We start from the raw sequence: 11,880 nt of genomic DNA, 5'->3' as shown, positions 1-11,880 counted from the left end.
CCGGCACAAGATCATCCGACACGTGCAACACTCTGCTGCCTCAACGCCTCAACTGCCAAGCCCCCAGGCCGAACTCATTTTGAAATGATCAGTTACTGCTCGTCCTCGTCGTCTGGGTCGCCGAAGTCGCTCTCCTGCTCCGGTGCTGTGCGCCGGTACTGCGGGTGGTCTTTGTCCATCTGCACCGCGGCGTGAAGCTCGATCGGGTACTTCGTCCGGTTGGCCCATGCCAGCGGGTGGGTCGCCATCCGGGCCGCCGCGTTCACCAGGTGCTCGCCTTCGACACCTTCCGCCAAGGCCACCGGGTAGATACCCGTGGCGGTCATCGTGTACCAGTTCTTGGCGACCTCGTTCTTCTCGCCCTTGATGCCGTTCTTCTTGTCCGGCTTGACTCCGTGGCTGGCACTCCAGCGGGTCTTGTCCTCACCGAGGCGTCCCGCGCCACTGCCGTCGAACTGGTGGGGCGTAGTGACCAGTACCCATGTCGGGGCGCCAAGATCGGTGTCGACCTTGAACAGCATGTCGGTCCGCTTCTGGGACGCAACGACCTTCCCGTCGGCGGCGAGGTGGGTGATGCCGACCGGGCGCGGCATCTCGTTCATGTCGACGTTGATCCGCACGATGCCGATCGGGCGCTCCTTCGCGGGGAGGGTACTGCCCGGCAGCCATGTCGTGGAGTCGCCACTGTCTTGGCCCTGTCGCCTGTTGTGCAGTCCCTCCCACAGGCGCCGGGTGGCGACAGCGTCCACCGTCACGGTGTACGGGGTGCGGCCCAGGTAGTCGGAGAGGTCCGACAGGGCCTGGTCGATTTCCGCGGCGACCTTCTTGTAGCCGGCGTTGTCGTCGACGAACGCGGTGAGCTTTCCTTCCGGGTAGTCCAGGGCGTGGTAGGCGGGCTGGGCCCGGTCGTAGGGCTGCCACTTGGGGGCCGTGTAGGACCAGCCGTGCAGTGTCCAGGCCTCGTCCGGGTAGGTGGGCGGGACCATCACCGATGCGGTGATGCAGATCTTCGCCTGCTTCTCGCCTGGCCGCTTGGACTGGCGGCGTACGTGGATGCCGCAGCGTGCGACGCCGGTGGGCTTGTGGTGTCCGATCTTGTCCCGCATGACCGCGTCGATGCGCCGGTCGATGATCCCCAAGCTGCGGTACAGGTCCTGCAGCGACATGAGTGCCTGGTAGTCGCGTTCCTGCTTGTCGCCCTTGGCGGGCTTGGCCTGCCTTAGAGCACTCGTGTACTGGACGTTCAGGCCGAAGGTGGCCAGGACCCGGTGGGACAGGTGCTTGCCGTCCTCTTCCTGGGCCTTCTTCCTGGAGGCGCGCTTCTCCTTCGCGGTGAGCTTCTGCTCGGCTTCTTCCTCGCTCTGGTCCTCCCCCGTCACACTCTCGTGGTCGGTCTCGGCCCAGACGCCGACGAGCGTCGACATGTCGCGTTGCAGGACGCTCATCTGCTGGGCGATGGCTGTTCGGCCTTCTGCTGGTCCGTGGCCGAGGAACTCCGGGGCCCGCCAGAACACTGCGGTGACCATGTCGCCGTGCAGGGGAACCGACGCGCCGTCGACGGGGTCGAAAACGTCGATGCCGTAGGCTTGGGCGAGGGCGCTGACCATACGCAGCCGGTTCTCGTCCCGGTCCCACAGGCACACGATCCGCAGCCGCTCGTAGCCCATCGACTTCACGGACCGCACGACATCGGCCGCGCAGGACACGGGTTCCTTCGCCTTGGGCCGCTTGAAGCCGCTCAGCGCCGTCTTGTGGGCCACCAGCGTCTTGGTGCTGCCTCCGAGAGCTGTGCGGATGTGCTTGTCGAGCTCGCGCATGTGGTGCATGCCGACGCCGCGGCCGATCGGGAACTTGAACGTCTTGCCCTGGATCGGGAAGAGGTCGCCCTTGAGGCCGGCGGACAGGTCGGTGGGCGCGTCGGCGGGGGCCTTCAGCAGGTCGATTGGCGCCAGCTGGGACGCTTCCTCGGGCGTTGCCGCCTCGTAGGCGGCTCTCTCCTGTTCGGAGCGCTGGTGGATCACGCGCAATGGCGCGTTGTCCATCTGCATTCTGGCGAGCACCGACAGCGCCATGGCGTTGATGTAGCGGACCTTCCCGCGTCCGTCGAGCTCCACTTCCAGCAGGGGCAGCGCAGGGTCGGCCTGCGGGACGAGGACCTTGCGGGCGAAGGCGAGTCGGTCCTTGATCCGTGTCGTCTGCGACGAGATGAGGATGAGCGGATCGCTGACGTGCTCCATCGTTTTCATCGTGAGGCGCACGCGGGGGACGGAGAACGCTGTCGCTGTCTCGTTGGCCCAGGGGTTGGCGAGGGCGACCAGGCCGCCGGTGTTGTCGGCCCGGAGAGTGACCGCCTGGCCATCGACGTTCCACGTGTGCTTGGCCAGGTATCGGGCCAGTTCCCACGTCACCGTCCGGTAGACCCAGTTCGCGGCGTCGGGCTGGGCGTTGTCTTCCCGCTTGAGGTGGTCGGCGAGCCTGAGGATCCTGCCCGGTGCCGTGGCCATCTTCTCGGCCATCCTGGGCGGGTTGTCCAGGGCGATGTCGTCCATCGGGACGCCGAGTGCCCTGCGTGACATCAGGGTGATCACGTGCAGCAGGTCGACGTCATCGATCGGTTCCATGCTGGCCAGGACACGGTTCTTCGGGTCGAAGTGGACGTAGCCGCCGTACAGGGCCCTCAGGACCGTGGAGACGACCGAGTACGGCGCTTGGACCTCGTCCTTGCCGCTGCGCCCGCGGTAGGTCTCCTCGAAGCGGCTCCACAGCTTCGAGGTCTCCTCGTCGAACTCGCGCACCACCACCGATGCCTCGCCCAAGGTCTCGTTGAGCAGCTCGGGGGTGCAGCGGATCGTTGCGAAGTCGCACCGGATTCGGTCGGGTGACTCGGATGCCATGCGGGGGCCTCTCCCTTTTGCGCGTCTGCGGGCACTTGGCGTGGTGTCAGCGGCGTTCGGCCGTGTCGATGCCGGCGTAGGCGAGGAACGTGGACAGTGCCTCGCGGTAGATGTCGTCCATCCGCTGTGCGACCTGGGGGGTCCAGTCCCGGTGGATGCGGCGCAGGATGGAGCGGAGGTCGGCCTGCCAGGAGTCCTCTTGGAAGGCGTGGTCGACCAGGTGGAGGGTCATGTCCGTGCCGCCGCGCCGGGCTCGGCCGGCCAGCTGGATCATGTCGATGATCATTCCGGCGACGATCTCTTTCTGCAGGTCGCGGTGGGTGTTCACGAACCCGGGTGCGGAGCGCATGATCAGGTGCAGGCGGGCCCAGGCCGCTTCTCGTGCCTGCTGCAGCAGTTCCACGGGGACCGGGGACGGCCCGTTGACGGCGTTGAGTCCTGCCGCGTTCACCGAGGCGTACAGTTCTGCCGGGTCGGTCATCAGCGCAAGGGGCCTGGTGCACAGGTACACCGAGGTGATGGCCGAGCGGATGCCGATCACGATGTTCAGGCCGCGGGCGATACGGGCCATCGGCACGATCAGGATCTCGCCCCGGTTGGGGAAGTCCTCGAACTCGTCCGGTGTCAGCTCGATGATCCCCGGCGGCAGCGGCAGGCGCTTCTGCAGTTCGGTGCGCCGGTACTTGTCGGGCGGGACGGCGACGCACACCCTGTGCTTGCCGTCCTGGTAGCGGCCGGATCCGTACATGCCGATGGCCATGTACCGGCAGTGCTCGTAGGAGTTCAGGACGACCGCGTCGTGAGCCCGGTCCTCGTCGTCCGCTGTGAGGCGTTCCAACTCGTCGTGGATGACGTCCTCGTACAGGCGCCGGCCCATCTCCGTGATCGCCGAGTGCTTGAGGTGCTGGGGCAGGCCTGAGATCTGGATGGGCTGGTTCAAGGCGTTGCGCAGCATGTGCGGCTTCGCCCGGATGCTGTCTTCGGCGGCGTCGGTCATCCACCACTTCACCCGGGAGCGGATGTGCTCGCGCACTGCCTCGGGAAAATACGCGGTCGCGGACAGGCCCAGCACGGGGCGTTCCATGCCGGCCAGGACCAATGCCACGATGCTGCCGAGCTGGGCGGTATAGGTGTGCGGGTCGCCAGAGAGGCTCTGGGTGGTGAGTTCCGCTGACTTGTCGGGGTCGTCGAGGCCTGTGACCCGGTAGCCGTAGATGCTGCGTCCGAGGGCACCGTGGCGGATAACGTCGGAGCCGATGCCGGGGCCGAGCTTGGCGGCGATGTCCTGTGCGGACGGCAGGCCCATGGAGCGCAGGTTCTCCGTGGCGTTGCGCAGGACGTCCAGGGTGCGGTCGAGTTCGGTGAGCCAGACCCGGATGATGAGGAGCTCGATCGTCTCGCTGCGCTGGTGCGCGTCGGGGATCCGCTCTTCGAGAACAGTGTGAAGCTCGGTGCGGACGGCGGAGAGCAGGTCTGTCCCGCGAGAAGCCAGAAGCTTGCCCAGGAGGTTCTGGGCCTCTTGCAGGTCCGGGTCCAGGAGGACGGGGACGGTGTCGTACTCGGCGGGTTCGTTGCCGATCCTGGCGGGGTCGGGTGGGTGGATCGCGTTCAGGGTGGCGAACAGCTCGAGGGGGACTTCCTTCTCGTTCGGGATGTCCAGTTCGGGGAAAAGCAGACAGATCAGGCGTCTGTCCCTCGAGCCCGCCAGGTGCCACATGCTGCTGTTGGCCTGGGGCTGGTCGGAGGCTTCCGAGCGGCCGTTGTAATAGCGGAGCCTGAGGTCGCCGCTGCACAGGGACGCGAGGAGGAACTCGGTCAGGTAGCGGGCGTGGAGCAGGGTGGGGCTGAGCTCCTTGACGGTGCCTGAGGACATGCCGCGGACCGCTTCGTGGAGCTTGAGGAGGGGGATGTCCTTGTTCTTGCGCGTGTCGAGGACGATCTCGCTGGAGCAGGCGTCGACCGCGGAGGACATGAACTGGTCGACCTCGTCGATGACGACGCCGGCTCTGGTGCGCAGCAGGAACTTCGCGACGGTCAGGTCGCCGGTCTGGCGGCCGTCTAGGACGATGCCGATCGGGAAGCGGCCGAGCATGAGGAAGTGGTGGTTGGTGATCACGATCGGCCGCTCGCAGGCGGCTCGGTACTGCTCGAACTTCCCGCAGGTGGGCTGCCAGGGGCAGGAGTGCCGTCCGGTCTGCGGGGGGAAGGGCAACAGGTGGTTGCAGCTCTCCAGGCCCGGCGGGTAGGGGTGGGTGCTTTCCACCGGCAGGGCGCAGCCGTAGGAGAGCTGGCCCAGCTTCCACATGGTCTTGTCGGTCTGGGTGAGGAAAGGGCCTTGGATGCGGGCTGCGATTTTCATGGCCCGCTCGTGCAGGCGGGAGGGCGACATCATCGGTGCGGCGAGCTCGGGGTGGCCGAGGGCTTTCAGGTCGCCGTTGATGTCCCAGGTCGCGGAGAGGGTCGCCTCGACGTTGGGCAGGACGATGGCCAGGGGGATAGGGGTGGCCTGGATGGCACACCAGGAGGCCGCGACGCGGACCAGGACGCTTTTTCCCGTGCCGGTGGGGGCGTTGAACACCTCGACCGGTCCTGCGGTGATCGACAGGATGTCGACCTGGCCGCCTTCGTCATACTGCAGCTGTTCGAACAGGGTCTTGAGTGTCTTGTGCAGGTAGCGGTTCTTGGCTTCGGACTTGTTCGGGTAGCGGGCCTTGTCGACGTCCTTGGCGTGCCGCAGCAGGGCCTTGACCGGCAGTTCGAGGCTGGAGCGGTAGGGGATGGTGGCGGCTTCGGGCAGGGTGCCCGCGTCGGCGCCGGACTCGAAGGTGGGGGTGGCGTTGATCCGCACGCGGCCCTTGGTCAGGCCCCGGCCGGCGATGTAGGTCTCGCGGGTGGCGTAGTCACCAGGCCCCGCGGGCGGGTGCGGGCGCCGGGGCCGGTCGTGCCTGCGCAGGCGATGGACGGTGCGGTCGACGAACGCCAGGAAGTCGTCACCGATCCGTGGGAGGACCATGGTCGCGCGGGCCGGGTCACCGACGGCCAGGAACGGGCTGGTGCGGGCCTGGGCGGCGGCGTCCTCGGTCAGGACCTCGCGCATGTAGTGGGTGAAAGCGGTGAGGCTTTCGAAGTCCTGGCGGGCGTAGCGCAGGACCGCGGCGATCCGCTGACGCTGAGAGTGGTCGATGAGCCGCCACTGGTCCCACAAGTCCATGTGGCCGGTGAAGAAGAAGTACGCGTCCTGGAAGGTGACCGCGAGCTGGCCCTCGTCGTCCTTCTGGGGGAAGTAGTGCGCGGCCAGCGCCAGCGCGCACCACGCGGAGCCGAGGGCTTTGCTCAGCTGGTCCACTGCTCCCCCACCATCTCGCACACCATCGCGCCGAAGTCTCCTGCGGTGAGCGCGCGCATGCCGTGTTGGCGGCACACCGCGTCGAGCATCGAGACCGTCTTCTCCCGGCTGTCGGGGACGACGAGCCACGTGGCGCCGCCACTGTCGCCGCCGTCAGCGTTGATCTTGTCGGCCAGGAGGGTCGCGTAGGTGTAGTCCTTGACGTCCACGCGCAGCTCGGTTCGTCCGCCGTCGGCGGCTGGGACCGTGACCAGCAGGTCGTAGGAGTCCAGAACGGGCCATAGGTGCGCGGTAACCCCCTTGGCGCGTAGGCGTGGGGCCGACAGGGCCTTGAACAGGCCGAGTTCGGGGAGGCCGGGGACCGTCGTGCAGCGCCACACTCCGCGCACGAGGGCCTTGTGCCCGTCGGTGAGGAGGGGCTCCGGGGCGGGCGGCTTCTGGTCGGGGGCGAGGACTGCGGCGTTGCCTCGTGCGGGGGTGACGGTCGAGACGGGGTTCAGGCGGGGCATGACGCCCTCGTCGGGGATCTTGAACTCGTAGGACGCGCCGGCTTCGGTGTGCGGGCGGTGGAAGCAGCGGACCTGGCCGGTGCGGCGGGTGTTGGTGCCGTGCACGGTGATCTTCATCGGCCAGCGGCACACGGGGCAGCGGAACCACCAGCGGTCGTACGTCGCGTCGAAGGGGATCGGCTGGTAGAACTCGGTGAGCGTCGCGGGCAGGTTCAGCATCCGCAGGTCCCGCACGGAGCCGGCCGGTTCGGCGATCAGCGCGGAGCGCCAGGCCACGTAGTCGTCCTGGCTGTCGGTGCTGGTCATCTGCCGGTGGGCCTTGGTCTGGTCGAGCTCCTGGTCCAGGGCCTCGACGCCAACGGTCTGGCCCCGGTATCCGGCGCTGCGCAGGGCTTGGAGGACCATGCGCTGTTCGACATCGAGGTCGAACATGTCCGGGTCGAACTCGTTGTCCTCGTCGATCAGCCGCAGCCCGTCCATCTCCTCGGGCGGCACTCCGTTGGGCAGCAGTGCCGACAGGTCTCCGAGGAGGAGCTGCCGGAACTGGTCGAATGTCATGGGCTGCCCGGGGCCGCGGGCGGTCAGGACCCGGCCGTGGCCTTCCATGAGGGCGCGCAGGCGGTGTTCGGGGTCGCTGTCGGCGTCGGTCAGCGCGGCGGCCGCGACGGAGGCGGCTCTCATCACACTGTTCCGGATCGCCATGTGATCGGCGGTGCGGATCGTGGTCATCGGGGTCACTGTAGGGCCCGTCGTGAACGTGGCGGGCATGTCTTCGATTTGATACCCGTTCGGGTGAATGCTCTACATGTCGCTTGCGAGGGGGCCGAGTTCGATGTCGGGGTACAGGTGGCGGTACTTGTCCGCGTACTGGGTGATGTGGGCCCGCCCGGCGTCGGTGAGGCGCCAGCGGTATTCCACGACGTAGGACTGCGGGCCGTCGCCGTCGCGTACGGGGACGGAGTCGATGTAGCCTCGGCTGGCCGCTTTGCGGCCCGGGCGGAAGCCGGTGCCGAGGTAGAACTTCGACTTGCCCCACAGTCCGTCTTCCGGGAGGCCTTCGGGGCCGGCTGAGGCGACCTTCACCAGGTTCTTCCACAGCCATTCGGAGAGCATGTCCTGTGGCGTGGTGGCGGGTTGCTGTTCGTCGAGGCCTGCCCGCGCACAGGCGCGGCCTGCACGGGTCAGTGACACCAGGACCCGGGTTGCTCCGCCGAGCGGGAACACTTCCACCTGGTCTTCGGACATGTCGATCAGCTCGCGGCGGTGGAGGGCGGCCATGGTCGACCCGGCGCCAGCGTCCAGGGCGTGGTGCTCGCGGAGCCGGTCCTGCAGGGTGGTGTAGCCGGTCAGTGCCGGGGCTGCTTTGATCGTGAACGGCAGCTTTCGCCATTCGCTGGCCGGCCCGGGGTCGCCGAAGGCCGCCCGCACGGCTTGTGCCTTGGTTTGTGCGGCCTGGTCTTCCCTGTAGATGGCGGCGAGGTAGAGGCGCTGGCGGTCGTTCAGATCGTTCCAGGTGCGGGCCGCTGCGGAGGTTCGGGGCTCGCCACTGTTCTGTGTTCCGGGGTTGCGCCGCCGCCGGGGTTGCTCGGGTACGGGTTCCGGCCGATCGGGGTTGGTGCCGGGGGGCTGGGCGGGGTCAGGGCACAGGAGCAGACGGGCGATCTCGGCGCGGTCGTACCCGGGTGCCAGGTTTGCCAGGGCTTGGATCGCCTGGGTGCCGAGCGACGGGTCCTGCTGCCACTCGTTGGGTGTGTGGCCGGCTTCCAGTTGGCGCAGTCGCTGGCATGCGTGTTCGGGCGAGCTGTCGTTGGCGAGGAACGGGGCCAGTTCTTGGGCCATCTGTCGTTGGGTCAGGCCAGCGGCTCGGCGCAGGGCCGCGAAGGTCAGGTGGGTGTGCATCAGGTCGCGCGGGGCGCAGTTCACTGCGGTGGCGAGTCTGGCGAGGATGCCGTGGTCCGGTGTTGTGCGGCCGTTCTCGTAGTCGCGGATGCTCTGGCTGCTGACATTGACGGCCGATGCCAGCTCTTCGACGCTCATTGCGGCGATCTGACGGTGGCGTGTGAGCGCGTCCGCGTCGAAGTCGGGGTCGGCTCGGTGCATCCGCCCAACGTACCCGGCGCGTTAGGTTCTGGCAGTGTTTGAGAAGCCCCTTGGAAGTAAATTCCGGTCGGCTTCACGCCGGGGGCGCGGCGGTGTCCGCCGGTATCGGATCAAGGGCTCCGGCAGGTGTCCTCGCCTGTGCTGCATTCGAGATAGCTCAGCCCGACGCTGGGTGGGCTGGCCCGTGCCGAGCTGCCGGGCCGGGAGCGGCACTCCTATGTCTGCGCCGGAGTTCGGGAAGATCAGTCGGCGGTACGTGCGAGGCCGGTGCTGTGATGCTCTCGCTTCGAGCTTTCACGACGGCGGGTCGACGAAGCGTAGGTCATTCCGGTTCTTGGTGATCTTCGCGATCAGGCGCTCGGCATTGCCATCCGGTTCCTCTATGCCCTTCTCGCCGTGCTCCGCGGCCTCGCTCCCGGAAGCGAGCAGGGGCAGGAAGATGCTCCCCCAGGATCCCGTGCCCTGGCCAGCAAACTGTGGATCTTCTGCGAACGCCCCGTGCCGCGGGGCTACGACTGCCGGTCGGTGCGGCGGAGGCTTCGGGTTGCATCAGCCTTTGCCGGTGTGGCTGGTGCGGGCCGGCCTCGTCTCAGGTGTCCTCACAGCCAGTGAGCCTTTTCAGGGCGGCCACCGATTGGGTGACGGCCGGATGCTCGGGATGAGGGCAGAACGAACGAGGCTCCCGGGCTGTTGAGCGAGATGTCTCACGTCTCAAACAACCAGCCAGGAAGCCTCGTTGGTCACCTATCCTGCCGCACTGGACTTGCCGCACGCGCTCGTCGAGTGGGTCACCATGCTCATCGTCACCCGCGAGGGTGACCGCCGCTGCAAACTCCGCCCGTCCCAGCGCGCTCTGGTCGCACTGGTGTACCTGCGCAAGCACGACACCCTCGCCCAGATCGCCGCCGGCTTCCGGATCAGCGTCGGTACCGCCCACGCCTACGTCCACCAGGTCACCGACCTGCTGGCCCGGAAGGCACCCGGTCTGACCCGGGCCCTGCGCGACGCCGATGCGGAGTACGTCCTGGTCGACGGCACCCTCGCCGAGTGCGACCGCGTCGGCGACGGCCGCGCCGACTACTCGGGCAAGCACCGCCGCCACGGCGTCAACCACTAGGTCATCACCGGCCCGACAGGCAAGCTCGTGTGGATCTCCCGCGCCCTGCCGGGCCGCACCCACGACCTGACCGCCGCCCGCACCCACCGCATCGTCAAGACCTGTATCCGGCTCCGCATCCCGGCCCTGGCCGACATGGCCTACACCGGCGCCGGCGGCACCTTCGCCGTGCCGACCAGACGCCCCGCCCGCAAGGAGCTGACCGTCGGACAGCGGTCGCTGAACCGGGCCCACGCCCGGCTCCGCTACCCCGTCGAACGCGGCGTCGCCACCATCAAGCGCTGGCGGATCTTCCGACATGCCCGTTGCAGCCCGAACTGGCTGACGTCAGCAGCCAAGGCAGTCCTCACCCTTGAGCTTCACCGCTGAAAAGGCTCAGTGACTCCTGTGCTCCTGGAGCTCATCCGGCGCGCCCAGGCCTTCGTCGCGCGCCGCACTGCCGCAGGCAGGTGTGCCTGCGGCAATGCGGGCAGGTATGGGATGCGTGCCTGCCAACGTGCGCCAGGCCTTTGATGGCCTGTCAGCACTCAGCCGATCCTTGGGGGCGAGGCTGTGTGTCTCATGTTCCGGGAGCCAACTGAGCGCTGGCAGTCACCGGGCACCTATTGGGCGAGCCAGCCAGCCAGTTCGGCTCGCAGGGCCGGTACCGGGGTCTGTGCGCCCAGCAGGTCGAGGTACTCCCCCAGTTCCCAGGTGATGAGCTGTCCGCTGCGGGTGAGGTAGATACCGACGCGCTCCAGGCCGTAGCGGTCCTCGTAGTCCAGCAGCGCGTAGCCGGCCAGTTGGTAGGCCGCGGCTGCCGGGAGACGGACAGGGTCCTTCAGCGCTTTGAAGTCCACGAGCAGGGGGCCGACGATGAGGTCCGCGTCCGCTCCGCCCACGTCGCGTGAACCCGCGAACAGCGGCCCGGAGTGGCACTGTTCGACATCGGTCCCTGCACGCAGCGCGCCCAGGACGTCCTGGGCCAGGCGCATCTGCCGGCCCAGGTCGTCGACGATGTAGTCCGGGACCTGGGCCAGCAGCGCCGGCAGAGTCAGGCGGTCGGCGAGCAAGACGATCGGCGAGGTGGGGTAGAGCACCCCAGAGCGGCAGACCTCCTCGAACCACACCATCGCGACACACAGGCGGGCCAGGTGCTGCTCGGGTGTGGGGTCGAGGAGCATCGGGCGGGCTCGGTCGTCGGGGCGTTCCTGGTCGAGGAGGGCACGCAGGTCGCGTTCCAAGTCGCGGCCGGTGGTGAGGACGGCGTCGGCGATGTCGGGGCGCCGCATCTGGGTGCACCAGGCGGCTGTGTAGGTGATGCCTTCTTTGACGGCTGTGTCGATGGCCTGCTGGGTGGTGAAGGCGTAGCGCAGGCGGTGGTCGATCGCGGCGCCGATGGTGCCCCAGGCCGGACGTACGCCAGGTGGCGGTTGCGGCAGCGTGACCGGGCGCTGTGCGGTGCGGGTCGTGGCGCGGTAGGAGTCCATTGCTGTGCGGGGTCGTGGCAGGTGGAGTGCACCGAACCGGCTGAACGGGCTGTTGGGGCTGTCGATCTGGGAGGTCAAGGACACGGGCGGTCTCCTGTTTTAGAGGGTGTGCGTCCCAGGGGCGACGTGGGTTGCGCACGTACAGCTGTCATCGTGGCGGTCAGGGCGTGACGAGGACGGGGTATCGCCCAACTCGGCGTGGGCGCACGGGTGCAGGCTGCATGGTGGAATGCGCGCGGTGGGTGCGCGGTGATCCTGGGCGCCGCCAGTGTGTTCCGCGTGCGCCTGCGGTGGGTGTCGTGCCTTGTGCGTTTCCGTTCGGCGCAGGCTGGGTGCGTTGCCTGACGGGGCTTCGCCCTGAGTGGTGGACACGCTGATACTGGATCTGCTTGATCCGGAGGAAGCGAGAACACCGTCGATGGCGATGAAGGACTACTCGGACGAG

The 11,880-nt window shown here is 67.9% G+C and carries 5 protein-coding genes and 1 pseudogene; 1 reads left to right on the top strand and 5 read right to left on the bottom strand.

Annotated elements, in window-relative coordinates; all coding sequences use genetic code 11:
- Positions 1–92 precede the first annotated feature (92 nt).
- From ACIP60_RS38090 to ACIP60_RS38075, 4 genes are all read right to left on the bottom strand, one after another.
- A complete protein-coding gene (locus ACIP60_RS38090) occupies positions 93–2,894 on the bottom strand; it encodes an RNaseH domain-containing protein (protein WP_400694197.1) in 2,802 nt (933 codons plus the stop codon).
- Between the two features lie 46 nt (positions 2,895–2,940).
- Positions 2,941–6,240 (bottom strand): hypothetical protein, encoded by a 3,300-nt coding sequence (locus tag ACIP60_RS38085; protein ID WP_400694194.1) that lies wholly within the window; start codon positions 6,238–6,240, stop codon positions 2,941–2,943.
- The gene (locus ACIP60_RS38080; protein ID WP_400694192.1) at positions 6,228–7,478 is read right to left on the bottom strand and encodes a hypothetical protein; all 1,251 of its coding nucleotides are present in this window, start codon (positions 7,476–7,478) and stop codon (positions 6,228–6,230) included. The genes ACIP60_RS38085 and ACIP60_RS38080 overlap by 13 nt, the downstream gene beginning before the upstream one ends.
- A gap of 72 nt (positions 7,479–7,550) precedes the next feature.
- Positions 7,551–8,849, bottom strand: coding sequence for a helix-turn-helix domain-containing protein (locus ACIP60_RS38075; RefSeq protein ID WP_400694189.1), 1,299 nt, complete (start codon positions 8,847–8,849; stop codon positions 7,551–7,553).
- A 736-nt stretch (positions 8,850–9,585) separates the two neighbouring features.
- Between ACIP60_RS38075 and ACIP60_RS38070 the strand changes: the two are divergent.
- Positions 9,586–10,335 (top strand): annotated as a pseudogene (locus tag ACIP60_RS38070) (transposase family protein).
- A gap of 233 nt (positions 10,336–10,568) precedes the next feature.
- Here the strand turns inward: ACIP60_RS38070 and ACIP60_RS38065 are convergent.
- On the bottom strand, positions 10,569–11,513 hold the full coding sequence (locus ACIP60_RS38065; RefSeq protein ID WP_400694186.1) for a hypothetical protein: 945 nt from the start codon (positions 11,511–11,513) through the stop codon (positions 10,569–10,571).
- Positions 11,514–11,880: the final 367 nt, after the last annotated feature.

The organism is Kitasatospora sp. NPDC088783 (assembly GCF_044750705.1).
Classification (GTDB): domain Bacteria; phylum Actinomycetota; class Actinomycetes; order Streptomycetales; family Streptomycetaceae; genus Kitasatospora; species Kitasatospora fiedleri.
Note: the sequence above shows the minus strand (reverse complement) of the source record. Positions and strands in the feature narration are given on the sequence as shown.

Bases quoted from the DNA above. Each gene is read 5' to 3' on its own strand.
- ACIP60_RS38080 (WP_400694192.1), bottom strand. From the start codon at position 7,478: ATGACCACGATCCGCACCGCCGATCACATGGCGATCCGGAACAGTGTG.
- ACIP60_RS38075 (WP_400694189.1), bottom strand. From the start codon at position 8,849: ATGCACCGAGCCGACCCCGACTTCGACGCGGACGCGCTCACACGCCAC.
- ACIP60_RS38090 (WP_400694197.1), bottom strand. From the start codon at position 2,894: ATGGCATCCGAGTCACCCGACCGAATCCGGTGCGACTTCGCAACGATC.